This window comes from Pedobacter sp. AC212 (assembly GCF_979258625.1).
Genome location: NZ_OZ409870.1, coordinates 1,420,783 through 1,446,095, shown reverse-complemented (window position 1 = coordinate 1,446,095; position 25,313 = coordinate 1,420,783). Strand labels below are relative to the sequence as shown.

At 36.5% G+C, this 25,313-nt stretch carries 21 protein-coding genes and 1 tRNA gene; 11 read left to right on the top strand and 11 right to left on the bottom strand.

The window, feature by feature from the left end; translation table 11 throughout:
- Positions 1 to 182: 182 nt before the first annotated feature.
- Both ACZZZC_RS06205 and ACZZZC_RS06200 read left to right on the top strand, forming a co-directional pair.
- The gene (locus ACZZZC_RS06205; protein WP_463486771.1) at positions 183 to 3,110 is read left to right on the top strand and encodes a hypothetical protein; all 2,928 of its coding nucleotides are present in this window, start codon (positions 183 to 185) and stop codon (positions 3,108 to 3,110) included.
- Positions 3,111 to 3,115: 5 nt separating this feature from the next.
- Positions 3,116 to 3,613: a hypothetical protein gene (locus tag ACZZZC_RS06200; RefSeq protein ID WP_463485282.1), complete on the top strand. Its 498-nt coding sequence runs from the start codon at positions 3,116 to 3,118 to the stop codon at positions 3,611 to 3,613.
- Between the two features lie 750 nt (positions 3,614 to 4,363).
- Here the strand turns inward: ACZZZC_RS06200 and ACZZZC_RS06195 are convergent.
- On the bottom strand, positions 4,364 to 5,005 hold the full coding sequence (locus ACZZZC_RS06195; RefSeq protein ID WP_463485281.1) for a hypothetical protein: 642 nt from the start codon (positions 5,003 to 5,005) through the stop codon (positions 4,364 to 4,366).
- Positions 5,006 to 5,138: 133 nt separating this feature from the next.
- Between ACZZZC_RS06195 and ACZZZC_RS06190 the strand changes: the two genes are divergently transcribed.
- Positions 5,139 to 5,327, top strand: a complete 189-nt coding sequence (locus ACZZZC_RS06190; RefSeq protein ID WP_463485280.1) for a hypothetical protein — start codon at positions 5,139 to 5,141, stop codon at positions 5,325 to 5,327.
- Positions 5,328 to 5,343: 16 nt separating this feature from the next.
- Here ACZZZC_RS06190 and ACZZZC_RS06185 read toward each other — a convergent pair whose 3' ends face one another.
- Together ACZZZC_RS06185 and ACZZZC_RS06180 are read right to left on the bottom strand one after the other, a co-directional pair.
- Entirely contained in the window at positions 5,344 to 5,427 is an 84-nt protein-coding gene (locus ACZZZC_RS06185; protein WP_463486303.1) for a hypothetical protein, read from the bottom strand.
- Positions 5,428 to 5,461: 34 nt separating this feature from the next.
- Complete coding sequence (locus ACZZZC_RS06180) at positions 5,462 to 5,782, bottom strand: JAB domain-containing protein (RefSeq protein WP_463485279.1); 321 nt, start codon at positions 5,780 to 5,782, stop codon at positions 5,462 to 5,464.
- Between the two features lie 606 nt (positions 5,783 to 6,388).
- Here ACZZZC_RS06180 and ACZZZC_RS06175 point away from each other — a divergent pair.
- Complete coding sequence (locus ACZZZC_RS06175) at positions 6,389 to 7,537, top strand: SIR2 family protein (RefSeq protein ID WP_463486770.1); 1,149 nt, start codon at positions 6,389 to 6,391, stop codon at positions 7,535 to 7,537.
- A gap of 2 nt (positions 7,538 to 7,539) precedes the next feature.
- The gene (locus ACZZZC_RS06170) at positions 7,540 to 9,408 is read left to right on the top strand and encodes an ATP-binding protein (protein ID WP_463485277.1); all 1,869 of its coding nucleotides are present in this window, start codon (positions 7,540 to 7,542) and stop codon (positions 9,406 to 9,408) included.
- 148 nt (positions 9,409 to 9,556) lie between these two features.
- Here ACZZZC_RS06170 and ACZZZC_RS06165 read toward each other — a convergent pair whose 3' ends face one another.
- Positions 9,557 to 10,408: a hypothetical protein gene (locus ACZZZC_RS06165; protein WP_463485276.1), complete on the bottom strand. Its 852-nt coding sequence runs from the start codon at positions 10,406 to 10,408 to the stop codon at positions 9,557 to 9,559.
- Positions 10,409 to 10,505: 97 nt separating this feature from the next.
- Here ACZZZC_RS06165 and ACZZZC_RS06160 point away from each other — a divergent pair, with 97 nt between their 5' ends.
- Both ACZZZC_RS06160 and ACZZZC_RS06155 read left to right on the top strand, forming a co-directional pair.
- Positions 10,506 to 11,396 (top strand): DUF4145 domain-containing protein, encoded by an 891-nt coding sequence (locus tag ACZZZC_RS06160; protein WP_463485275.1) that lies wholly within the window; start codon positions 10,506 to 10,508, stop codon positions 11,394 to 11,396.
- 1,350 nt (positions 11,397 to 12,746) lie between these two features.
- A complete protein-coding gene (locus tag ACZZZC_RS06155) occupies positions 12,747 to 13,802 on the top strand; it encodes an ATP-binding protein (protein WP_463486769.1) in 1,056 nt (351 codons plus the stop codon).
- A gap of 82 nt (positions 13,803 to 13,884) precedes the next feature.
- On the opposite strand, the gene ACZZZC_RS06150 is transcribed toward ACZZZC_RS06155, so the two are convergent.
- Entirely contained in the window at positions 13,885 to 16,233 is a 2,349-nt protein-coding gene (locus ACZZZC_RS06150; protein ID WP_463486768.1) for a GmrSD restriction endonuclease domain-containing protein, read from the bottom strand.
- A complete protein-coding gene (locus ACZZZC_RS06145; RefSeq protein ID WP_463485272.1) occupies positions 16,233 to 18,047 on the bottom strand; it encodes a DUF262 domain-containing protein in 1,815 nt (604 codons plus the stop codon). The genes ACZZZC_RS06150 and ACZZZC_RS06145 overlap by 1 nt, the downstream gene beginning before the upstream one ends.
- A 464-nt stretch (positions 18,048 to 18,511) precedes the next feature.
- Between ACZZZC_RS06145 and ACZZZC_RS06140 the strand changes: the two genes are divergently transcribed.
- Positions 18,512 to 18,727: a hypothetical protein gene (locus ACZZZC_RS06140; RefSeq protein WP_463485271.1), complete on the top strand. Its 216-nt coding sequence runs from the start codon at positions 18,512 to 18,514 to the stop codon at positions 18,725 to 18,727.
- Here the strand turns inward: ACZZZC_RS06140 and ACZZZC_RS06135 are convergent.
- From ACZZZC_RS06135 to ACZZZC_RS06120, 4 genes are all read right to left on the bottom strand, one after another.
- Positions 18,724 to 20,118, bottom strand: a complete 1,395-nt coding sequence (locus tag ACZZZC_RS06135) for a tyrosine-type recombinase/integrase (protein WP_463486767.1) — start codon at positions 20,116 to 20,118, stop codon at positions 18,724 to 18,726. The two genes, ACZZZC_RS06140 and ACZZZC_RS06135, sit on opposite strands and share 4 nt — an antisense overlap.
- Positions 20,119 to 20,135: 17 nt before the next feature.
- A tRNA-Ala gene (locus tag ACZZZC_RS06130) sits at positions 20,136 to 20,209 on the bottom strand.
- Positions 20,210 to 20,779: 570 nt separating this feature from the next.
- On the bottom strand, positions 20,780 to 21,415 hold the full coding sequence (locus tag ACZZZC_RS06125) for a CatA-like O-acetyltransferase (RefSeq protein WP_463486766.1): 636 nt from the start codon (positions 21,413 to 21,415) through the stop codon (positions 20,780 to 20,782).
- Positions 21,412 to 22,107, bottom strand: coding sequence for an HAD family hydrolase (locus tag ACZZZC_RS06120; RefSeq protein WP_463486765.1), 696 nt, complete (start codon positions 22,105 to 22,107; stop codon positions 21,412 to 21,414). The genes ACZZZC_RS06125 and ACZZZC_RS06120 overlap by 4 nt, the downstream gene beginning before the upstream one ends.
- Positions 22,108 to 22,187: 80 nt before the next feature.
- Here ACZZZC_RS06120 and ACZZZC_RS06115 point away from each other — a divergent pair, with 80 nt between their 5' ends.
- The 3 genes from ACZZZC_RS06115 (at position 22,188) to ACZZZC_RS06105 (ending at position 24,270) form a co-directional block, all read left to right on the top strand.
- Entirely contained in the window at positions 22,188 to 22,796 is a 609-nt protein-coding gene (locus ACZZZC_RS06115; RefSeq protein ID WP_463486764.1) for a Crp/Fnr family transcriptional regulator, read from the top strand.
- Between the two features lie 13 nt (positions 22,797 to 22,809).
- Entirely contained in the window at positions 22,810 to 23,451 is a 642-nt protein-coding gene (locus tag ACZZZC_RS06110; RefSeq protein WP_463486763.1) for a hypothetical protein, read from the top strand.
- Between the two features lie 192 nt (positions 23,452 to 23,643).
- A complete protein-coding gene (locus ACZZZC_RS06105) occupies positions 23,644 to 24,270 on the top strand; it encodes a carbonic anhydrase (protein WP_463486762.1) in 627 nt (208 codons plus the stop codon).
- Positions 24,271 to 24,465: 195 nt separating this feature from the next.
- Here the strand turns inward: ACZZZC_RS06105 and ACZZZC_RS06100 are convergent, their stop codons facing one another.
- Positions 24,466 to 25,230 carry an SDR family NAD(P)-dependent oxidoreductase gene (locus ACZZZC_RS06100; RefSeq protein WP_463486761.1) on the bottom strand — a complete coding sequence of 255 codons (765 nt, stop codon included), beginning with the start codon at positions 25,228 to 25,230 and terminating at the stop codon, positions 24,466 to 24,468.
- Positions 25,231 to 25,313: the final 83 nt, after the last annotated feature.

Below are 25,313 nucleotides of genomic sequence, written 5' to 3'. Positions count from 1 at the left end.
GCGAAAGGGGGTCAAATGAATTGGTTTGTGCACCCAAATACAATTTGCAACCGCTTAATTGAATAAATTTTACATGGTCGCTTTTAAGATCCGTTTCGGACTAATTTGATTATATTTTATATTAGCGATATCTATTACTTACTCTACTTATAATCTAATTATCTGGTATAAACGCTCCAAATATGAAAAAACCACAAATTGTCAGTGTTCCTATTGAGGAATTTGCTAACTATCTTCAAAAAGATGCACTCAAAACGTTAAATAAATCGCTTGCATTAATCGCTAGCCCAACAGAGACTGAATTGAAAAATTACGATGAATGGATAGCTCAGGCTGCATTGCTCGATACCAATGTGGTCTACCATATATTTACCGTTACCAAGTCACTAAACACACAACTTGTCAATCAGGTCCTTATGGACCTGATGCCACATTTTCACAAGGCAAGTGATAATGCCAGTTTTGTCAAATTGTTGAAGGACATGTTATTTCTCATTGATGAACTCTGGATAAATCGAAGCGGCAAAGATGCATACTTACTTACTGAGGGAATCAATTGTTTCAACGCCCTGCTCGATCTGAATACAAATAATACGCTAAACAAGAAATGCTCCAAGATAGTTGGTACCACTTTAGCGAACATCGCTCGTTACCTCGATAAAGATTATGAAAGCGAGCAAGCGGTAGGAACCTTACTTACAGCGATAGTATTTTGCAAAGATTATGATAAGAAATTTACGCTAAAATTGTGCGAAGATGCTATTGGTCTGGCGTATCGTTATATCGAAGAAGATGTTTCAGTTCTTTTAGCCCAAACTGTTAATGTATTGTGTGAATATGCAGAAGATGATGAAGAGCAAAAACTTGTTGCCTATGATTCCCTAGAGGGCTTATTGCGTTATATCATATTAAAATATCAAAAAGATAAAGACTACAATGCAGGCGAATTCTTTTTGGATAATATACTCTACCTCCTAAAAACATATGGATATCTGTCAAGTTTAGGCTACTTATATTTTGGGATCCCTGGTATCGAAAGACCAAAACATTTGCCAGATTTGCAGGTCTTTATCTTTCCAATATGGGAAGGCGCGTCAGCTAGCTGGTTTAAGAACATAAGTGAAATTTCCATTCCATACATCACTGAGATGGCTGATGCTAGATTCAATTTGTTACCGACAAGGAAAGAATTGATGGTAAACTTTAATTCTTGGGCAATCAATTACTCTAAGATGTTAAATTCAATACCTCACGGGCAATCGATCCTAAAAGAAGAAGATTTGGACTCGATGCTGCTCAATCTAAAACATGAGCTTGTTCATGTTTACAGTTTGTTCGGAACTGTCGGATTAACACTTGACATCATGAGATGGACGTTAGTAGACCTGGAGTCACTGTTACTTGCCTATGGGCATTCCGGACACAATGATTCACTCTTCAAGGCTTTTATAGCTAAGGGACGGCCAGCAGAATTGATGGGTGCAGATTTGAATATTCTGGCACTCACTGAACGTTCAGCAGTAATTGAAAGTAAGATAAAGACATATGAACAGATCTGGACCCCATGGTTTGAGGGGCTTGCCCTTTATGGTGAATTTACTGACGACCCGACGGTAGACAGTGAAATCGAGTCTCCAATGACTTCGGTAATGAGCAATCTTGTAGATTTTATCCCTGATCCTGCTATTAAGGATCGGGCAAGTTTTATGAATGCTGGCAAGGCTCAACGAGAAAAGCTGGAGAGGTGTTACAGTAAGGCATTAAATGAGACGGGGAGATATGTTTTACGACCTTACCTGACCAGCTACCATAAGCAATATCTTCCGGGATATTTCACAGTCAGAGCTGTTGTGAAAAAATGGCGTTCGAAACTTGGAAAGAGATTGATGAAGAGCGACCAAGCTTTTCGGATTTTGCTTCACCTGACTCGCTATTCCGGAGAGGAGCTAATCCCGGATCTTTCTATACCTGCTGATGAGTTCAAAGAAGTAGCGATCCAGAGTCACCTAAAATGGTTGGAAATGATTTCAGATGTTGATGCCGCGGACTTGATATTTTTGATAGAAGCTGGAGACAGCTCGAATCAGCAGGGATTTACTTGGATGGATGGAAAACTAATCCATGATCCGAATGAACTTGCGAAAATGGGCAGTAGACAGGCAAATTTTATTAAAAAGAAATCCAGAGAACTACTATCTACTTACATTGGTAAAAACCACAATTCTGACCGCTTTAAGCATCAAAGAACGCAGAAGCTGGCAAAAGAGATTGCAAAATTTGCGGAAAAAACTAGCGCGAAATCTTTCGTTCTAACTGCTTCGAATGAGGATCTCGTTAATCGCAATATAATCATGCCGTTAGCCTTTACACAGACGCCATTTTGGTTGATGGCAGAGAGTAAGCGGCTTTGCTGTTTAATAAGAACTCGGGAAAAGGATTCTACAACTGGCAATCCTTCCTATAACCTAACCTCATTCGCACTCAGCAATGAAGATTTCACCTACTTAACCGAGCATGTAGAAAAACATGGCAGCTCATATATTGAAGTCACCAGAGCTGTATTTCTGGGAGGGGCAAAAAAATCATTAGTCAGCAGCAATCATTACCTGGTTTACAAACTCGGTGATTGGATTAAAATCCAAAGTGCGGGATTAATCTACTCCAATCCAATTGAGCCTGATGTTGAGGCAATTATACGCTCAAGATTTACTTCGCATAACGGCCTGTATTTTAAGGATTTAATTAACAGCTCAGGCCTACCTTGCACTATAAGAACACAGGAATGGTTGACAAGAAGTGTCTGGACAGCTGTTGATGTAGGTGGACAAGAAATGGATCTTACCGAATGGGCAGAAAAAGTAAATGAGCTATGTACTGCTAATCTTGAAAATCATACAGAAATTATCGATAGACTTAGTTTAGAAATGTTGAATTTTGTTTACTCAGATATGCAGCTAGCGAAAAAGGTGTTTGACTCGGGATTGGATGTGGCAGCGAGCTATGAAAACTCTGTTACACAAATTGTAACGTACTTGTTTGAAAGTGCTAAAGCTAGTGAAGAGGTTAGTGTAGAATTATTTGAAAATCAAACTTTTTTTAAACCAATATAATCAAAATGTATACGACAGTAATTATAAATGATGAAGCAATTGAGATTGCTATCAAAAAAGTAAACGACATTCATAAAAAACAAAATGAAAACACGTTAAATGGGATATTAGATGCAGAAATCTTCGGTAAAATGGAAGAGGAATGGGAAAATTTCACAAAAGCAATACATGAAACTTTCATTTTTGGAAAAGAATACACCCGTGAAAAGATAGATCGGATCATCACTAAGGTTGAGGGGTTCATAAATAACGGCAAACAAAAAGCGAGGGAGATTCACAACTGGTTCAAAACCTCTCTTCAGGTGTTCATGAAAAGCCTTATTACTGCCGGATTTCAATCCGTTCCTGAGTCAATTGTTATCGGTACAGATACTTTCACTATACAAAGTCTAAGTTGCAACCAAAAAATTGGCTTGGGTGGTTCTCTAAAAGCAAATTTTATGGAAGCTGTAGAATTAACGGCTAATGGAGAAATTGAAATCGGAGTATCCTACGGGAAATAATCTAAGGAAATCAAGATTCTCATCTCCTATCAGTAATTAATTTGATAATGCCGCTGACTGCTCAGTGGCGTTATCCTTTTTGCCTGGACGCTTCCTTTGTATTCTAATCTTTTTACAAGGTGGAGATTTTGGTAGCTTTGACCATATCGTTTCGGAATTTAGGGTCAGTATGTTTCTGTCTAAACTGACCACCCCAATAAACTTATAAATAATAGGTTAGAAATGGATCGTATTGTCTTTTAAACTGGCCAATCCGACACGAAATCGCTTGATCAACGAAGGCGTAATCTCCAACCAGGCAACAGAATGTTATTTTCAATATCCCGCTGGATTGCCAAAATCACCTGATTGACATTAGGAATTTCACTTTAGGGCGCTATATCAATTTGATAAACCATTTAAGGAAAGGGAACCTGGATTGAGTGAATATAAAACATACAAAACTAACAGCCTGACTCTATCCCTACCAGAAAAGCCTTTACTTCAGACTTATGTCCGATAAATAAGGAATATAAAAGAATTTAATTTTGTGAATACCTCAAAACCAACCTATACGTGATAAATTTCTTTAAACAACAAAAGCGGAATCTAACAGATTCCGCAAGCAACAAAAACGAACAGGGCAGAATCGAAGTTGGAAATGCAAATCATCAAATTCCGACCACTGTGTATAGAATTGGCTATCACCTTTAACACTTGCAATCCCATCAATCAAAAAAGTGAAAGCAAAAAACCAGCAGAATTGCTTGATTAAATAGCTATACATTTTGTAGACGGAGGTGTTAAGCATGAGGAATCTACGAAACAATAGGTCAATCCGTCAGGATGATTTTGCTCCCTCCAACAATAACCAACAATTCCATTGTCAAGATTTAGAATCTGCTTTTTAAGTTCAACACCATTACCAAAATCACTTAATCGTTGCGCGAATGCATTCACATCTTGATAATTAAGTGGGCTTACAGTAACATCAGTTAGTTTCACACCCAAATCCTTTTGTTGAAATGCATTAAATTGCTCTATCAAATTCTCAAAAGTTTGCGTATGAGGTGGTGCATCAAAATATGTTTTAAATAGAGGATTTGCAACATCGATACCCACTTCATTTAAACTAAATAGGGCATGATAAATTAGCAAACACTCTGACAAATCGATCACATCTACCGATTCGCATGATATCTCAGTTTCGGTAATATAATATTTATCATTTGCTTTTTGGATTGCTATATCAGTGGCAATTTTAATCGAGTCTGTAAAGAAGAAAAGGCCTGCAGCATTTTTTCTACCCATTCCCTGATATTCATACGCGGTAAAATCTTCACGCCATTCAGTTGGGGGTATAATGTAATCCCCACGAAACATTTTAAAACCTTTGTTTAATTTTTTAATCATTTTTATTAATTTTAATAATAAGATAACCTATGCCAACTCATTTTTAAAGGTCAAAATAAATTTTTCTTTTTGTTGAAACCAATCCCCCTAAACCGACGTCTTAATGATTACCAATCGTTAAACAATACTTTCTATGCAAACCATCACAAATGATCAAAATTATCAGTTTGCACTGCAGACCATTGAAAAGCTATTGGCCAAAGGCTCGCAAGCCATCTCAGTAGAAGAAATCTCACTCGTAACCACCTTAAGACATCGGGCCTCTGCTTACGAAAGGGCAAAGTATGACCATAGCGATACCCAATCCCTGCAAATGATTTAAAAGGCGTTAAGAAAACCTATACCGGCATCAATCCTTCATTACCAAAACTATAATATCCGTCGGGAGATAAAATAAGATGATCAAACACCTCTATTCCCAACAACTTACCTCCAGCTTTTAACCTCCCGGTCAGATTAATATCGGCCGCACTTGGCAACAATTACCAACTTGGATGATTGTGCCAGAATAATTCCATGTGCTCCGCACTTCAGCGCCACAGAGAAAATTACTTTCGGATCCACCAATACCCCCGCGAATCCTCCACTCGCTGCCATTACAACTCCCAATACCCTATTCGACCTGTTTAAAAGCAGTATTTTAAACTCTTCCAAAAGCTCCATCCGATCTTCATTCCAACCCTTTCTTAATATCTCATAAGCCTGTATTGACGAAGTCACCTTCGGACGTTCCATAGCTTTAAACCCTGGGCGGTAACTCACTTGAATTTCCGACACCTTAAATTGCAATTTTTTCCACAATCTTGCTGAATTAATTTATGGTGCAACCAAAAAGGTGATGCCCTGCCAAAGCAAAAGGAGGAACGGAATAAATGGACAAGAGGGCAAAGGCCACAGGAGCGTTTATGCCGGAAATTCCTTTGCATGCCAGGGCATCCACCTTAACTTGGCAGCAATAAAGAGTCAGTCAAAAAAAGTCTGTTTATACCCCATCGTAATGAAGAACAGTATTCAGGGAGAGCAGCTATCCAAAAGTTTTTACAATCTGCTTAGAGTTGTATGTAGCTAATATATTGTACATAGGGATATTCTTATCTTGGAATAAAATTGGGTTAGTTTGGAATGGCCTTCAAGGGCTCATGAAAAATCGTATATAAAGAACCACCACCAACCATAATAAAAAATTAGTCGAGGTCTTAATACTTTTAGGTTCAAGATAAAAGTAATAAACTCAAAGTTGGGAAATATCATTATCATTTTGAATGGACATTTGAATAATTAGCTAATGATTATGTGTTAAAAGCTTGTTAAGCTGAAACATAATCTCGCTATGAAATATTAATAAAAGATATATATTTACGATTAGGCTAAATCACTCTCATAATGGATATCGATAAGTTTACCAAAATAATCGAAAGCTGCCACCTAAATTTTCTTATCGGGTCAGGTGCATCTCGGAATTTCTTTGAAACATTAGGCAATGTTGAAAATCTTTTAACAGATTTATCATTGGAAAAAAAATCTGATGAAAGGGATATCGTAGAAGCTTCAATCAAAAATGATTATTACACAAAAGGTATTGAAGGCAATATCCACATATTAAATCATTCATTGTTAAGAGATAGAAAAGATCTTAATGATACTAAAACAAACTATCAGGAATTTCTCAGTGCAATTAACATAATTTTGATAAAAAGAAGAAGTACATTAATCGGCAAGCAGGCGAATTTGTTTACAACAAATATGGATCTCTTCTTGGACAAGACACTCGAAGACCTAAATCTGGAATATAACGATGGGTTCTCAGGCAAACTTAATCCGACCTTTTCAACGAGTAACTATAGAAAAAGTATCTTTCAAAAAAGTCCGCATTACGAAAATCAAGCTGAAATCCCCTTGTTCAATTTATTTAAACTCCATGGATCGGTAACCTGGAAAGCACAGGAAGATAAAATCATTTTTGATAAAAATTTAAGTATTTTAAATAATGTCAAAAAAACAGATCCTGGGAATGACTTAATCATAGAGTTTAATCATGAGAATGGTGAACCGAAGAAGATAAAAAAATTAATTTCCGATGCTGTTAATTATCAGAAATCGAAAAAAGTAGACGCATTTCTAAGTGCCTATAGCCAAATGGTTATAATAAATCCTACTAAGGATAAATTTAGCACCACAACCACTCAGTATACTTTTTATGAATTATTAAGAATGTACTCTAATGAATTGGAGAAAGAGAATTCAGTGCTATTTGTTTTCGGTTTTTCATTTGCCGATGAACATATTAGAGAAATTACTAAACGGGTAGCCAATTCTAATCCAACACTACTGGTTTGTGTATTCGCTTATGATCTGAATGCAAAAAATGATATTGCCAGCAAACTAGTATTGACAGATTTCAAGTTTAACAACCTTGAAATCATTATTGCTGGAAGCTTTCTGGAAGTAAACAAAGTCTGGTTTTCTAATCTTGCGAGGCAACTGGATACCAATCAGTATCCCAAAGAATTAGTAAAGGAAGAGACTAAGTAATTATGGAAGAAATTGATTCAGTAATTAAAATCGGTGTCGTTACCGCAGTCCGAGGCCGTAGTGTTGAGTTGCAGGTAGATACCAGTAAAAATGTATCCCATTTGCTCTTCAGGGGAGAACTTATAAAAAATGTTTCTGTAGGTAGTTACATTAAAATAGCAAAGGGATTTTCGCATCTTGTTGGCAAGATTGAAGGTGAGTTTATCACTCAGGATAAGATCTTAATACAAACACCTTATGTCAAGCAACAGCAAAAAGTTAAAAGAATTCTACAAATTAGCTTAGTTGGCTTCTTAGAATCGAAAACTTTCAAACAAGGAATAAAAGAGTTACCATTGATTGATAACGAAGTTTTCTTATTAACACAATCCGAATTTAACCTGGTTCATAAATTTGTTCATGACGGGGAGGAAACATTTGTTCTTGGAAATTTAGCTCAAGAAAAAGGAAAAGCGATAGAATTAAGTATAGATAGGTTAATGGCTAGTCACATCGGTATATTCGGAAATACGGGCTCCGGTAAATCCTATACGCTGGCTAAGCTCTATCATGAGATCATTAATAAATTTAAGGATGAAAAAAAATTTCAGCAGAATGCTCGATTCCTACTAATTGATTTTAATGGAGAATATGCATTGCCAAAAGTTGAGCAAAATGTTAAAGATGATGTGATAATTAACGAAAGATATAAACGCATATATAGACTTTCAACCGGCCGAAATGGAAGTAAATTAAAATTTCCTGTATTGCCAAGAACACTAAAAGACGAACAATTCTGGTCATTAATTTTGCATTGTACTGAAAAAACACAGACACCATTTGTGTCTAGAACACTTAAAAATGAATTTATCGATAATAATATTCGTACTAATGATGGTTTTAGAAAACTGATATCTGTAACGCTGCAAAGCATCTTCACTAAAGTAGAACAAAACCAGGAACGTAATATGGCGTTCACTTTTATGGAAGAACTATCGCGTTTCGGATTAGAAAACAAAATCGATGGATTTAAAGCTCTCTTCTCTGACTATAGGAAAAACTTGAACTTCACACCCAGAGAAAAGGTTTACATATATGGTGGCATAAAATCTTCAGATGCTGAGTTCATTACTAAAGTAATAACTGAAAAAACACATGCATTAACACCAGACATTACTAATCTCTCAGAAATCCACATTATTCGCCTAAAAATTATTTTTAATTTTTACCATGAAGTCCAAAAAGGCTTTTCAAACAAAGAGCATATTGGTCCTGTAATGGGAAGATTAGACGATAGAATTTCAGATTTAGAGAAAGTAATAACGGTTGACCCAAATTTAAAGGATGATGCAATTCTTTCAATAATTTCGCTCAAAGATGTCAATATGCAAATGAGAAAGATATTGCCCATGATTATTTGCAAACAGGTTTATGAAGATAAAAAGGAAAAATTTGAAAAACACAAATACCTAAATATCATCATAGATGAAGCTCATAATATATTATCATATAATTCTGAACGTGAAAACGAGACATGGAAAGATCACCGATTAGAAACATTTGAAGAAATAATAAAGGAAGGTCGAAAATTTGGAGTTTTTTTGACAATCGCAAGCCAAAGACCATCAGACATCTCGACAACAATAATCTCCCAATTACATAATTACTTTTTGCATCGTTTAATTAACAATAAGGATATTGAGGCGGTAGAGAAGACAATCTCGTATCTCGATAAAGTTTCTTTCGATTCGCTACCAATACTTCCACAAGGAACATGTATTCTTGCTGGATTAGCAGCTCAATTGCCAATTGTAATCGAAGTTGAGAAAATATCTGAACAATTCAGGCCATTCAATGAAACTATGTGTCTTACCGTAAACTGGAGGGGTTAGCCCATCAAATAATGAATCATTATAAGTTGCAGTTTTCAAAATAGCAGTAATTTAAGAATATTGATACGAATGATGAATCTCAATTTCCATTATCAGAAAACAAGAGAATGTTTAGCATAGTATAAAAAAATATTTAATGGTGACATGATCAAGCCTTAAAAAAACCAGATAATAGATTGAGAACAGTTGATTGGTTTTGAGTTTTAGTTTTTGCAGACATATTCATGATAATGGGATGATTATATATAGTCTCCACGGTTGGCTCTTTTTTTTCTGGGTTTTCTGGTTGAAAATAATTTTTATCTAACCGTTCAAGCGCATCCAACAATCCGGGTGGATTGTTGTAATACGAATTCACTTCATTCCGCTCATATAATTCTTTAGACTTATACGCATACCAATAAAGGAGCGGTCTGTAAGAATCATAATAGAAATCTAATGTATCGAAATACTTATTTGATGATTTTTTCATCGATAACAACTGATAAAAACCAATCAAATCATCCAATTTATGCCGCTGTTCTGAATCATGAATATAAAATTCTGAAGCACTTTTAAACTGCTGATCATATACATGTTTGAATTTCTTAAAGATTTCTTTTTCAGAAAACTTGTCTACATACCTATTGATATACGCTTCTCCTAGAACAAAATTGGCATACTCTTCATATTGTAAACATTTCTTCAAAGTTGCCCAAGCCTGTCTTCGAGTAAGCCTAAATTCTGTGGACATAAAAAATTTATGCAATTCAATAAATTCATTGATATTAGAATACTTTCGACTATCCACAAAATCTCTTCTTTGATAATAGAGCGTGATGATAAGGCCTGCAAATGCGAGTGCGGAAAATAGCGTGTCTAAACGCTCTACTGTAGAATCCAGATCATAAGAATCACTTTCGAGCAGGTTGACTAACGGCGGATAGAACCACCATAAAATTACAATTGCGATAAGTGCACTTAAATAAGCTGCTAAAGAATATTTGTTGTTGGTCTTCATTGAGAGAGTTAAATAGTTGAAGATAAGTATTTTCTTGAAGTGTTCAATATCTACCTGAAGAAATAATATTTTTAAATTTTTTTCTTTATTTTCCCAGATGGATGAAAAGTATTTCTGTCAGAAATGTGGTGGCTTAAGAAACCATATTCAGCTTTTTGAGAAAAAGATTACTGGAGGTGAAGATGAATATAATTTTCAATGGATTCGTAGGTACCAAATTATAGAATGTGCTGGTTGCGAAAACATTTCATTTTTAGAAAAATACGGTGATAACTTCATGATGAGGGAAGATTCGCATGGCGAACCTGAATATTATGAAAATAGTGATATCTACCCTCCTTACCTAAAGGTTGGTGAAGAGCTCAGAAATGTTTATCAAATTCCAGAAGTAATCAAAAATCTTTACAAGGAGACAATAAATGCACTAAAGGTAGATGCTTTATTATTGGCTGCTGCGGGGTTTAGGGCAATTATAGAAGCAATATGTAATCATTTAAAAATCAGTAAAGCCAATTTGGAAACTCGGATTAATCTGTTATTCGAGGGTGGACATCTAAGCAAGAGTGAATCCCGAAGATTGCATTCAGCAAGGTTTCTGGGTAACAATGCACTTCATGAGATTGAAACGCCAAAGCAGGAACAACTGGATATTCTACTAAGAATAATTAATCACCTACTAAGTAATCTCTTTATCAATGATAAATTAATTAAAGGAAAATTAGACATGCCACTTGATAGTTACTTGGAATTCACAAATGTGGTGTTACGACTTCTCAAGAAAGAAATGATTGGTAATACGATTTCATTAGAAGATGTCTTAGGAAAAACTAAAAGGTTAATTTCGACTAAGGATTATAAAACTTTTAAAACAGATTTTCTTATTGATGTAATTGATGGCAAACACGAATCTCTTCAAGCTATTGACAAAGAAAAACCTACGTTCAAGGTATTAAACGTCCCAAAGCTCACAATGGAATTTGACTTGTAAACTAATAAAACACCAACTCTATTTTTATCATACCCATTCATTGCGTTTTATATTCCTATCAGAGTACACAGTTGATAACCTTCCTTTTCCACATGGAAAATATTGATACATTACCTATTGATTTAAAAGCAGTTATCCTTTAAATTTACTTCATCAAATTATCTTTTCAATTTCAGACTTGGGATTTTTAGCGTTTAGCTTACCATAAATTGCCAAAAAAATTCTATGGGAAAAAGAAAACAAGTGCGCCCAGAAAAATAGTTCAAACAACGGATCAGATTGTAATGCAACTCCTACCCCCTGAAATCAGGGACTTGCTGAAAAATACACATTATCTAGAAAAACCAATCCAATTGACCCCTTTCCGCCAAAACACCAATGTAAAGATAAACAATAATTTACAGTGAATATATTTCTAGTGAGACGGGGTCAATCTATTCTGGTTTATCCACTCCATTGGAGCATTCATCGTAATATCCCTGGTTAGCATCAGGATTTTTTCTTTTGACAGAATATTTCTTGCAACCTCTCCTATCGATTGACAATTACCGTTGATCAGGATTTTTTCCAACCGTTTATAGGTATCTTCATGACCCTTAAAATAATCGGATGAGTCAGCAGCTGTTCTGGATTTTTAGATTTCTTCCTTGCATAATCTTGCTTTTTAAATTGGCTTCAGCATTTTCGAGTTCCGAGAAAAATGCCCGACCACAAGGGCGCAAGATTTTTTTGTGTATACAAAAATACATCTTGCAAAACACCCGAGTGGTTAAAGTATTGCTGCAATTAACTCTAATTTGAAGTGCTTATTATAATTTCTTTTTTGGAAAATGTAGGCTTTGAAGGTGGCTTCAGTAATTGGAATGTAGGTTATTTTGGTCCGTAGATTTACCCGGATTTGTCGATAATAAATAGAAGATCCAGATTTAATTCTTGGTCTATAACTGCACATTTGATTTTGAGTGATCATAATTAATGGATTAAAATCAAATATGCGAAGTATCAATAATACTAATTGGTACTTAAGTGCGCAATCCTGTGTTTTGTAGGATGAGAACGCACCATAAAAAAACTGATGCCTTTAATGCTCATCAAAACTGAGTCACTACTAACTGGGCAATCCGTTTGCAATTGACACCATACAGGCAAAAATCATGTAATTTTAAAACAGTTTTCCGATATATTGCCAAATAATGAAAAATAGGTCCGATGAGGTCAAATTAATTGGCATATCCAATTACACAAAACAATTTAATTTTTACAGAGAGTGGTCTTTATGAAGAAGACTCTCATTCCATATCTAAAATCTGCGCTGAGGTCAACTGGACTCCAGGAGATACCAGTAAAGTGATGCATACCAATACCGGAATTATCGGTACCATGGGGACAGGTAAAACGCAGTTCACCAAATCACTCATTACCCAACTGGCTCGCCAAGGCAAAAACAATGTTGATCAGCGTCCAATCGGCATATTGATATTCGATTATAAGGGTGATTACATCAATTCAGAATTTGTAGAGACCACAGGCGCTAAAGTGCATAAACTTTATCACTTGCCCTATAACCCATTGGCAATTGATATTGGTCAAAACCCAATGCCATTGTTACCGCTTCACATCGCTTCAACCCTTCAAGAAACCATTTCTAACGCCTTTGGTTTAGGTGCGAAACAAAAGGCTTTCCTGAAAGAAGTCATCATGCAAGCCTACGAAGAAAAAGGGATTCAAAAAGCAGATGAATCCACTTGGACCAAGACTGCCCCAACCATTTCCGATCTTTGCGAAATTTATCTAGAAGATGAAAAGATGGCCATCGACAGTTTACACGCTGCATTAAAACAGCTCTACGACTTTGAAATCTTCCAACCAGATGGCAAAAAAACGGCATCCCTGTTTGACTTAATTGATGGGGTCACAGTTATTAATCTATCAGGCTATAGTCCAGACATCCAAAACTTAGTAGTGGCCATCACCTTAGATGCTTTTTATTCTCAGATGCAAAAAACTGGACACAGCAGAATTGAAGGTAATATCAGGCAGTTAACCAATATGGTTTTGGTGGATGAGGCGGATAATTTCTTGAGTAAAAACTTTGGTGCGCTCAGAAAAATTCTAAAAGAAGGGCGCGAGTTTGGTGTAGGAACCATTTTATCTACACAGTTCTTGAATCATTTCTCAACGGGTGACAATGAATATGACCAATATATCTTGACCTGGATTATTCATAGGGTAAATGACGTGAAAGTGAAAGACATCGATTCTCTATTTTCGATTACCGACAAAGACCAAAAAGATAAATTGGTACAAATCATTAAAAAGCTGGAGAAGCATCATAGTGTTGTCAATCTGGCTGGATCGCCACCCATTATGATTGAAGATTTAGCTTTTTGGAAATTGATTAGCTAACCGTCAAAATAAGATGAGACATAACCAAAAAGACTTGCAGCGAAAATCTGCAAGTCTTTTCTTATTTGATAGTGAAAATAATTTAATTTTCCTCTAGCGCAGCTGCAACCTCATCTTGTAAAGGTATGGGAACTAACGCTGCGCAAGCGACAACAAACGGTATCACATCCTCTATTAGATTCTCGCAAACAAAACGGTATTCCCCATTTGCCAAAGCTTCCAAATTAAAGCGTTCCCTCAGTTCCCAAAAACCCTGCATGCGCTTACCATCATGTAGTACCCAAGAGTGATTAGCCTGTGATAGGGATAGACCATTAACCAGCCTCAAACGAGCAAAACCCGAATACTGTGCGTAGCTTTGAGGCACATTAAGTGTAGCGTTCGTCAAGTCTTCTCTTGTTCTAAGCTCAAGTACAAATGGATTACAATGATAACCACTGAGCGCGGAAACCTTAAAAGTTTCAATTGTTGGCACCTTCCAATCTAAATCTTTTATGGTAAAAATTGCCTGACGAATCATTTCAGGATATTCCAGTAAATACCAATTTAAAGTATTTTTTGGCAAGGTACTACGCACACTTTTCCAATGATTTTCACAAAATTGCAGAACATTTAGATTTCGGTCCCTTCTAATAAAAAGATCAAAAAGCTTAGCCAGTGGCTCCCTAATTTCGCCGTCTGGCAAGGCCATTACTCTGTGCCATCTATCAACTCTTCCCCATAATCGCATTTCTCCGATGCTCGTTCCAGCAATATGTGTCCCCATGTATCCTAAGGAAATCAATAAACGAATCAGACCATGCGTATCCTTCGCACCCATCAAAGCTAAAAAGTCTGGAACAATAAGATCAAGCTCAGCTGGCGAATATCGTTTAAGATCAACATTAAAAAGTAATCCTCGGAATGACCAATTATCTTCTAAACGCTGAACTAAAGATTTCAAGGCAAGATCAGTCTTGAAATATTCATATTTATCCTGCTCATATTTGACATATCTTAATGAACTAACACTTGAATTTTGCAGTGCACCGTAAGCATCCTGTGGATGATAAACTGCGCCAAGTACATTTAAAATCTGTCCAAAATCTTCAGTTCGAATATCAGTTGCTAGCGTGAAATTTTTGCGACTCTTCTGATTGATATTGTTCAAGTAATTCCTGCAAATACGCAAGTAATCTCTTAAATTCTCTTCTACTTCAGTATTATCTTTTTTGTTAACATAAATTAACCAGGCAAAAAACAACAATTTATCTGTAGCATCTATGAGAGATTCATTTAACACTGCACCAATTATATTCGTGACTCCCTCATGCCTAACCCGGTCAGCAGCGATTTCTTCCTTAATATAAATTTGGTTGAAATAATCATCATAGCTATCTAAATTTCTAGAACAAATAAATTCCATTGACTGAATCAAAAACACAATATTATCCTTATCACTGTAGATTTTCATCATCAGCTCCTCAGAAAAAACAAAGTTTTTCTCTTGGGTGTTGCTTTTATGGAAAAGTAGCTCGGTGATCGAGGTGATTAGCGCCAGCAAATAAGCTCCAGAAGCCTTACTTCTATCTTCGGTATCTTTAACCCCACGACTGAGCAACCAAACTTTATCCAACCAACCTTTATCAATGGCCTGGGAAAAACGCTCATGCAAATCTAAATCTACAGCATGAATAGCGCCTTCAAGTAATGCCTTTAGGTTTTCAAAATCTGTAAGTCCTTTACCCCGGGCATTCATTTTAATGTACAAACTATCCCCTTTTCCATGCTCAGGAATATCAATAAGATAAAACCCAATTGAATTTTTATCAAGAAGCGTTTCAGCTTTAATACCACCAAAGTTCGAGGCAATATGTTTTAACATCACCATCGCCGATTGTACCGTAGGATCTTTCATCCAGCGTTCATGGAACCAACTTTGATCTTGGATTATTGAAGGTAAATTCCAAGTCTTACCTTGCTCAATTTTCATCTGTATCTCCTGATAGAGATTCAATACATGGCTTTCCTTATTCAAACCTTCAAAAAATTCATTAGAAGATACCCTTGAACGGTAAGAAATTCGACTAAAAGCATCCAAGTTTTCTAAAAGCTTTCCTTGAGTGAAAAACAGATACCAATGAATTAGATACAAGGTCGTTAGTCGCTGCTGTCCGTCTAAAGGAATAAACTTTTCACTAGACAAATACCCATACACAAAATCAAGTTCTAGTGGCTCTATATTTTCCGCCTGATTTTGAACTGCCAAGAGCTGGCCGTGAATGGCTTCTAGGAATTTTTTACGAATCTTTTTTGTTCGAACGTCTTCTCGGCCCTGCGCATAATCGCGCTGAATCATCGGAATCTCTATTCCTTGCGGAATTTGCTTATCAAATAAATCTACATTGTTTTCTAGTAAATCCCAAAGCGTATATATTTTGCTATTTGCCATTATATTTTTTCTGTTTGTAATGTATCAATCAACTGCTGAATTTTTGACATGTAAGTTTTCCTATCAGCAATGGTCCAGTTGAACAAGTTACTTGGATAATCACTGTAATACTTTAAGAAAACATTTTTCGTCGCCTGAGGTATAAAAGCGCCTTCCCGTTCTTTATCCATTATTTTTTTTCTTTTTACTGAAAAGACTCTTTTCCCAAGTGATGAATTACTACGTGCATCTAAAAGCGCTATATTGGAAATATGATTGACGTCAACCCATGGATCTAAGTCACTCTCCTCTTCTTCTTTAAGTATTTTGTGCTCCGAAAGGAAATCAATTACGCTTGAAGCTAATTCCTCAAATTCACTTTTTAGGTCCCCGGGTTTTGCTATAGGTAGTATTGCGGTCTGAAAATGTTGAATTTCCGCGGCCAATTCAAGATTACCCATAATGCCTGAACGTTCAACTTCTGCCAGATGTTCAACCATCCAATCTGCATAATCTTTTTGCGACACTTCTTCCGCATTCTGCGCATGAATGTGCTCTAAAGTCCACTTATTTTTTTTACTCTTTAGCAGTCCGAATGGGAATCGCTGTGAGACATCCTTACTACTATTAGCACTGAGTACATTAAAGAGCACCATTACTTTTTGGAGTTGGGAATTGTGGTCATTATAATAAAGATCTTTTATTGCAACTGCGCTAACGGTCGAATATGCAAGATCAGCTAGCCTTGCTTTAAAACGGGTTTTGTTATCCTCTTTATAGTGCTTTAATAACTTAAGTAAATCCATACCATCATATATCAAATAACCGATTAAATGGTGAAGTTCTTTGTCTGCATGCCACTCTTCCAAGATTGAAAAGCAGTTCTTAACTTCTTTCCATTCGTCTTCTAGGAGCATTAAAAACGGGGCTGGTTTAATCTTAGCTGCTGCAAAACGCTCATAAAAAAAACGGAATGAGCTATGTTCATCTCTTAGAACTGCGTCGTTCATGCGAGCGACCAAATCGAAGATAAAATCGATACGGGTAGCAGTATCGTTCTCTTTGTGATTGATGAAATCCCACAGACTGTTCTGCTGAAGACCATACTCGATCTGATTCCAATCACTGGCTAGTTCAACCTGTCTAAAATTTAAATTGATTGACTTAATTTTATCTGATGAAGCCTGTACATTAAGGTTGTCACTACTCAAAAATATTGCCTTAATTAATTCAGCGCCGGTTAGTGCAATTTTACCAACGTTTAGACGGGTAAATATTTTGACTGAGTCTTCGCGGTCTTCATCTGCATCACCTTTAGGTTGAAGCTCATACCAGATTATTTCTAATAGGCCTGCTAAATAAAACAAATATTTATGGCGTTTAACCGGGGTACGCAGATCCTTTGTTTCTGCCCAATCATTAATGACCTGGTACGCTTCACTAATATGAGCATAATCAGGATTCTCATAATTAGATTGATTACCCTTTAAAGCAAGCAAAAATCCTGTACAACCCTTTCTAGTTTCATAATCAAGAGTAAACAAAGTACTAGCATCTGTAGAAAGTCGCAGTAAAATCAAATACAAAGTGGTTAATCTCTGCTGCCCATCAATCAGTTCAAAACGAGCCTTCGGTTCGAGCGTTTTTACCACAATAGGTTGGAGACAGTAACTTTCTATGCCACTTGTTTCTGCCTCATCGATATCTGAGAGTAATTCCTTAACTTGTTTGATATCCCACCGGTAACCACGCTGGTAAGAAGGTATATAAAAAGTATATTCAGGATTTATGATTTCTTCGAGTTTAATCCTATCGATAATGTTGGTCTCAGTCATAGATGTAAATGGTCTTAAGGGCGATTTATAACGTTAATTAAATTTAAAAACGACAAGACGCATTATAAATAGCCGCTTGCCAGAAAATATTAGAGTATAAAAATTTAACCTACTGTAAAAAATTACAGATAAAATCCCACAAAAGGATTTCGTCGGTTAAAGCATTTTAGGGCATTGGAGAGGTCATTCCATGGAGGCAGGGCAATGGCCGAATAGAGTTGTTTCATTTGATGTTAATTTAGAGATTAGAGCTGTGCTCAAAAATTATAATAATTATTCAGATTTCAAGATAATATGTAACCTTTCTTTCTTTAAAATCTTTTCTAATACCTCTAAAAACCGGAGATGTGTTCTAAAAATTCAACATTCCCTGTGGGGATTAATTTGTCTTTTTCAAAAACTTTAGATATCCCTAGGGTAAGGGAGATTATTTTTATGTATGGTTCATAATTTTACATTATCAAATGAAGAGAAATATTATGACACACAAAGATAAGTCTCCAAATCTCGAAGTTCGCAATCAAGAACTGTTCGATATTATCTCAGATCTAGCTAGAAAGGTTAATGACATCCATCGTTTGCACTTTTCAGAAGATCAATTAAAAAAGTGTAAAAATCAAAAACAAAGGTTTCTTGCAGAGATCTTGATAAGTCCTGCAAGAAACCCTAAGAAAATTTAAATGGCTGGAATGGCTTTGTCCGACCTAACGAATTTTAGCAGTTCTTTCAGATAAGTTTCCGTTTCTGAGAGACTTCCATGCCTATTGGCCGAACAGATTTCTGCGAGGGTCCATCCTGCCCGGAATTTTCTTACGTTTGACAGGTGCTTAAACGAATAGAGTGTATAATTTTTATCCAACAAATTTGTTGCCTCCAAACATTTTTTGAATCGATTATAGGCGTAATTTTCTGCGCACATACTCCGTGAGATAAATGTTTGGCCAGAACCGAGCAGAAAATATTCTTTGTCGAATTTTTCTATCTTTAGTTTATCCAGTTCAACTCTTAGGCTCACATCAATATTTACAGGGATTGATTTTTTATTCTTCGACACGGTACCCGGTACTGTAATAATATTTTCCTCCAGATCAATATACTTCAATTGAAGAAATCTAAGTTCCTTTGGACGGATGCAGGTGTAATAAATCATCCGTACAAATAGCTGACAATATTTATCATGCTTATCAAGCCAGTCCATGATAACCTTGAAATCACGTTCCGTGAAAACCTGATGGGACTGTGTCGGCATTTTTTTTCGTGTCTCGCAATCAGTTACAGGATTCTCGGAAATATATTTATTAACCTTTAAGTAACGAAAGAAATTATTGAGGCCGATCCTGCAGTTATTATAGGTTACCCCAGCCCATTTTTCCTCCCTTTCCTTGAAATTGAGAAAATCGGTTATCTCAAAATCACTGATCGTATTTACCTTTTTACTTCCCCCATAATACTTGATAAAAGAATTGATTGTTGAACGGTAAGTACTGATTGATTTGGGCCTGGTTCCTTTGGCTTTATGATAGGATTCAAAAAGAACCAATGCTTCATTTAGGTCGATGCCAATGAGTTCCTTTTTTAGGCGAGCATTGGCATGCTCATCCAATGGGTTCCAACCGCCTTCGAGTGCAATCCGGTAAGCTTCACACAGATTATTAAAGTTTTTAAGCTTTTGCCTTGGATCTTTAATCCGATTAAGCCTTCTGGTCACCCTGATCCGCTCCATCCGCTCTTCTGCCGCATTGTGAAAAAAGAACTCCACGTACCAACTTTGCTTAGCCACTTCTTTTTCCATCGTACTCCCCGCAGGAACCCTGGTTATCGTTCTTCCCTTTACGACACGGGGGACAGTATATGGCAACTCAGGAATTTCCATAAGCTCAAAATTAGAGCCACGAGGAGTTCTTCCCTGGAACTTACGTTCAGGATAACTACTGATTTTTTCTTTTTCTTCTGAAGAATTTTGATTTTTTCGCCGTGCCAGACGGGGCGAATTCTTTGTTCCCGAGGCGTTTAGTGGCAGACTTGTGTTAGAGTTTGAAGGTAGAAATTCATCTAAGTTATTGACTTTCAATAACTTAGATGAACCCGTGGAGAATATCGGATTCGAACCGATCACCTCTTCACTGCCAGCGAAGCGCTCTAGCCAAATGAGCTAATCCCCCATATTTTTATCACTCATCGATCAAATTCCCAATGATCAATGTTATTCCAAGCAATCATCCCTTTCAAGCCGAGCGAAGCGCTCTAGCCAAATGAGCTAATCCCCCATGTTTTTGTTACTCATTGATCAAATTCCAATGATCAATGTTATTCCAAGCAATCATCCCTTTCAAGCCGAGCGAAGCGCTCTAGCCAAATGAGCTAATCCCCTATGTTTTAATATGCAAAAACTCAAGGTAATTTCAATCAAAATAGCTTTTATATGAAATATCTCCTTGCGCCAGCAAAAATAGCAAATACTTTCTCTAAACCAAATGAAATTAAAATTTCAGTTTAACAGTAAATAAACTCATAAAACAAACAATGCTCATTGCGGAGGGTAGCGGATATTGAATAAATAAAAAAAGCAAAAATGTTGCAGTGATTAACAACATGCAAAACATAAATGCTTTGAATAAAGAACCCATACAACACATGGCTATGGTGGCTACAATATAAATGGGGATTATAACTGCGGTTAGAAACATTAACCGAAAATAACCTGCAGATATTAAGTGGTAATTACCTAAATATTAACTTCTTGATCTTTGATTCAACAGCGACTGATATTCATCCACAAATTGAGATACATGAAAACCATCCATCAAAGCATGATTGACGTGAATTGAAATTCCCATCACCTTGCGCCCATTTTCATCTCTTACCTTTCCAAATGAAATTTTAGGACAACTATCGTGATAAGAAAATTTTCTTGCATGAGACATCGAGGTAAAATTTAACCAGGGCAATGCTGAATAGTGGATTACGTTTTCGCCCGATGATGAAGGAATTAATCCAGTGCTTTGTTGAACATTCTCAATTTCGCTAAGCGCTTCGTTTTTGAATTTATCAAAATCAGGGTCGAAATCCATGTAGCCAAAGCCGAAGGTTCCGTTGGGGCGATTGATGGTTGTAGCAGCGTTCACCGAATCGTATTTCCACACCTCACCATCAATGATTCTATAGCGAAATCCCTCAACTTTGTTAGCTGCAGCTAGCGATTTGTGTAAATAAAGCAAGAAGAATGAAACGCCGGTTTCCTTTGCTTCCTGATAAGTTGATGTACAATCTACATCTACCGTAACACCGAAGAATGGCTCCTCGAAGGTGTTAAAAAATTCAAAATGATCTTTTCTGATCCAGGTATCTATATCTATTTTTTCTTTCATTCAATTAATTTTGGTAAAACATCAGCCAAACTCTCCATTTGGTAAAAGTTAGGATGTTCGATGGTATGATCAATCCGCTCGTGCACCCAGGTAGTGTGGAAGGGAATATGAACTGCATGGCCACCAAGTGCCAGTACTGGTAAAACATCCGATTTTAATGAATTGCCAAGCATTAAAAATTCTTCTGGCTTGCAATCGAGGTGTTTCATCAATTTTTGATAATCCCGCTCCTGCTTGTCGCTCATAATTTCGATGTGATGGAAATAGTGATCTAAACCAGATTTTGTAAGCTTGCGTTGTTGATCTAACAAATCGCCTTTGGTGGCCACAACTAACCGATATTTGCCATGTAGTGCTTTCAAAACTTCTTCTACACCATCTAATAGTTCAATGGGTTTGTTTAACATTTCCTGCCCCAACTGTATGGCTTTGTTAATTACTTCTGGATTTACCTTCCCTTCGGTGATTCTCAAAACGGTTTCAATCATGCTCAACATAAAACCTTTAATTCCGTAGCCATAAAGCGGCAAGTTGTCTATTTCCGTTTTTAGCAATTCTGCAACAACACTGTGATGGGGCATAAAATCTTCCAGCAAGCCTGCAAACTTTTCTTCAGTTTCCCGGAAATAAGGTTCGTTTACCCAAAGGGTATCATCAGCATCAAATGCGATTACCGTAATTTGATTGTTCATGGTTATAACAGTAATTTAGTGCTGCAAATGTAAATCAACCTTTCGCTATCAGAAAGGACATTTGTCCCTTATTGTAAATTATGCTACGTACCAACCTCGTCTTTTTGTCTTTCATCGAACGTTATGTCGAGGAAAATACGGCATCGAATATAACTTTAAAGACCTTCCCTTCAGGATTTAGATTCATTACGCAGGGAGAAAAAATCAAAAATATATACATCATTAAAGAAGGCATTACCAAATGCTTTATCTCCGAAGAAAATGGGAAAGACTTTATTATAGAATTTTTAGGAAAAGGAGAAGTTGCCGGAGAATTGGAAGCGATAAAAAAGATCGACTGTCTTTGCAATGTAGAGGCCATTAGCGAAATAATGGTATTTGCCATCCCTGATCATGTATTTATCTCCTTAATAGAAAACAACTTAGAGTTTAACAAAATTCTGTTACAAGAGTTATCTACAAGAATCATACAAACCAGCTCAAGAGCCTCGTTTCAGCAGCTTTATACATTGGAATATGGTTTATTAAAACTTTTAAAACTGCAAACCGAAGAGCAAATTTTGATTTCGAAAGAAGATATGGCCGCTTACCTGGGGATTTCTGTGAGGAGCTTTAACCGAACGCTACAACAAGTTAAAGCTAAAAATGAGGATCGTGGTATAATGAAAGTATTAGAGAGCCTGGGGTAATAATTTTCTATAAATGAATCAAATTAAAGAAATGGGTGGCGTAAGAATTGGCATGTTTAAAGCATCTTGGCCACTCGCATCAATCGAAATTGATGATTATAAATTAGAAGTTGATGCATCCATAAGGGGTAAATTTGTTTTTGGCAAAACAGATATTGTGTCCATAACAGCAGAACGATCACTATTTAGGAGTGGTTTGAGAATTAATCATCGGGTAGAAAAGTTTAATAAGAACATTGTATTCTATCCGCAAACTTCAGCGGCAAGTTTGGTTGGAAAAATCCATCAACTTGGTTTTTTAGATTCAACCATTAAAACACCGAGGGCAGTTGAAATAGAGATAAAAGCACTTCAGGAGCAATCGGGTTTCCCGATAAAAATGCCCATAGTTATCGGGATAGTTATCGTATGGAATTTACTGTTTTTAGCAGATTTCTTAAATCTTTTTTCCAACAAACCCGAACACTCTTTCACGGGAATCGGGGCGAATTTGGCGCTAACGATGGTATTTATCACAGCCCTGCTAATGCTTATTTCAGATTTTTTTAGGCAAATTATTTTAAAAGATGGTGTTAATATAAAATCCATCAGATCATTTCTCTTTTTTATCCTTTTGATAACGGGATTTATGTTTTGTTTTAATTTTTTGGTTTGAAAACTATCAACATATCGTTCGATTTTATTAAGGGTTTGTTGTAGATGCAGAAATTGTTAACATCAATATTTTAGACACAATGATGCAATAAATCATAAAAGTTTGATAGAAGTCATAAAATCTTTTTTTAGTTTTATATCAGAATAGTTCATCTACAATAAAACAACTTATAATAATTTTAAAGCAAGAAACATGAATGTAGCAGACGTTTTTAAAAACAATGAAACATGGATATCCGATAAATTATCGTTAAATCCAGATTATTTTACAGAGTTAGCAAAAGGACAAACGCCTGAATTTTTATATATCGGTTGCTCTGATAGCCGCGTAACTGCCGAAGATTTGATGGGTATTAAACCTGGAGAAGCTTTTGTACACCGTAACGTAGCCAATTTAGTTAACAATGTGGATCTAAATGTGATGACCGTTCTAAATTATTCGGTACGCCATTTAAAGGTAAACCATGTGGTAGTTTGCGGTCACTACAATTGTGGTGGCGTAAAAGCGGCAATGCAACCGGCAGATATGGGGATCTTAAACCCTTGGTTAAGAAATATCCGCGATGTTTACCGCCTCCACAGAGATGAATTAAATGCTATTGAGAATGAAGGAAAACGTTACGATAGACTGGTTGAATTAAACGTTCAGGAGCAATGTGTAAACTTGCTTAAAACTGCAGCTGTTCAGGAAGCCATTACCGAACGTGGATTAACTGTTCACGGTTGGGTTTTCGACATCCGTACTGGTAAATTAGTTGATTTGAAAATTGATTTCGAAGAAATTTTAAAGGATATCAAAGAAATTTATAATCTTTATTAGAAGGGAGTTCTGAGTCATCAGTCCTGAGTCTTTAGTCGGAAGTACGCTGTTGTTACTTAGCACTCAATTAAAAACTATACAATAAAGAAGACCGATGTATGAAACTTGGAAAATTTATCCTTCCAATTTCATGCATCGGTCTTTTCTTACTTGGGACTCCAGACTCGGGACTAGAGACTTCAGACTAAGGACTCACTAACGTCCCATCCAACCGCCATCAACGGTTAAAATTGTGCCGTGTACGTAATCGCTGGCGCTAGAAGCCAAGAATAAAGTTGGGCCTTTAAAATCTTCAGGCGTTCCCCACCTTCCTGCAGGAATACGAGAAAGAATTGAAGTGCTCCTATCCTGATCTTCTCTCAATGCCGTAGTATTATCCGTTGCGATATATCCCGGTGCAATGGCATTTACATTTACACCTTTTGATGCCCATTCGTTAGCAAAAGCTTTGGTTAATGAACCAATGGCGCCTTTACTCGCCGCATAACCAGGAACGGTAATTCCGCCCTGAAAAGTTAATAATGATGCTGTAAAGATCACTTTTCCGCTACCACGGGCAATCATCTCTCTACCAATTTCTCTGGTTAAAATAAAAGGAGCAGTTTGGTTAACCGCAATTACCTCATCCCACATATCATCAGGATGTTCTGCAATGGGTTTACGTAAAATGGTCCCGGCATTGTTTACCAAAATATCAATTACAGGATGGTCTGCTTTAACTTTCGCTGCAAACTCCAACGTGCTTTCGCGGTTACCAAAATCGCATTGATAGGCATAAAATTTTCTGCCTAAAGCAGTTACTTCTTTTTCTACGGCACTTCCTTCAAGTTCCAGACTTGCCGAAACGCCAATAATATCTGCACCAGCTTCTGCCAGAGCTAAAGCCATGGCTTTACCAATTCCTCTTTTGCAACCGGTTACTAATGCAGTTTTACCTGCTAAATCAAATATGTTTGACATTTTTATATTGTTATTTTTATAATCCGTCATTGCGATCCCGATTCTTCATCGGGAGAAGCAATCTCATTCGTAATTTATTTATC

Coding starts and splice junctions, on each gene's coding strand:
- ACZZZC_RS06160 (WP_463485275.1), top strand. CDS start 10,506: ATGGATGAAAAGTATTTCTGTCAGAAATGTGGTGGCTTAAGAAACCAT.
- ACZZZC_RS06200 (WP_463485282.1), top strand. CDS start 3,116: ATGTATACGACAGTAATTATAAATGATGAAGCAATTGAGATTGCTATC.
- ACZZZC_RS06170 (WP_463485277.1), top strand. CDS start 7,540: ATGGAAGAAATTGATTCAGTAATTAAAATCGGTGTCGTTACCGCAGTC.
- ACZZZC_RS06175 (WP_463486770.1), top strand. CDS start 6,389: ATGGATATCGATAAGTTTACCAAAATAATCGAAAGCTGCCACCTAAAT.
- ACZZZC_RS06205 (WP_463486771.1), top strand. CDS start 183: ATGAAAAAACCACAAATTGTCAGTGTTCCTATTGAGGAATTTGCTAAC.
- ACZZZC_RS06125 (WP_463486766.1), bottom strand. CDS start 21,415: ATGAAAGAAAAAATAGATATAGATACCTGGATCAGAAAAGATCATTTT.
- ACZZZC_RS06190 (WP_463485280.1), top strand. CDS start 5,139: ATGCAAACCATCACAAATGATCAAAATTATCAGTTTGCACTGCAGACC.
- ACZZZC_RS06145 (WP_463485272.1), bottom strand. CDS start 18,047: ATGACTGAGACCAACATTATCGATAGGATTAAACTCGAAGAAATCATA.
- ACZZZC_RS06105 (WP_463486762.1), top strand. CDS start 23,644: ATGAATGTAGCAGACGTTTTTAAAAACAATGAAACATGGATATCCGAT.
- ACZZZC_RS06140 (WP_463485271.1), top strand. CDS start 18,512: ATGAAGAGAAATATTATGACACACAAAGATAAGTCTCCAAATCTCGAA.
- ACZZZC_RS06100 (WP_463486761.1), bottom strand. CDS start 25,230: ATGTCAAACATATTTGATTTAGCAGGTAAAACTGCATTAGTAACCGGT.
- ACZZZC_RS06120 (WP_463486765.1), bottom strand. CDS start 22,107: ATGAACAATCAAATTACGGTAATCGCATTTGATGCTGATGATACCCTT.
- ACZZZC_RS06115 (WP_463486764.1), top strand. CDS start 22,188: ATGCTACGTACCAACCTCGTCTTTTTGTCTTTCATCGAACGTTATGTC.
- ACZZZC_RS06195 (WP_463485281.1), bottom strand. CDS start 5,005: ATGATTAAAAAATTAAACAAAGGTTTTAAAATGTTTCGTGGGGATTAC.
- ACZZZC_RS06165 (WP_463485276.1), bottom strand. CDS start 10,408: ATGAAGACCAACAACAAATATTCTTTAGCAGCTTATTTAAGTGCACTT.
- ACZZZC_RS06150 (WP_463486768.1), bottom strand. CDS start 16,233: ATGGCAAATAGCAAAATATATACGCTTTGGGATTTACTAGAAAACAAT.
- ACZZZC_RS06110 (WP_463486763.1), top strand. CDS start 22,810: ATGAATCAAATTAAAGAAATGGGTGGCGTAAGAATTGGCATGTTTAAA.
- ACZZZC_RS06155 (WP_463486769.1), top strand. CDS start 12,747: ATGCATACCAATACCGGAATTATCGGTACCATGGGGACAGGTAAAACG.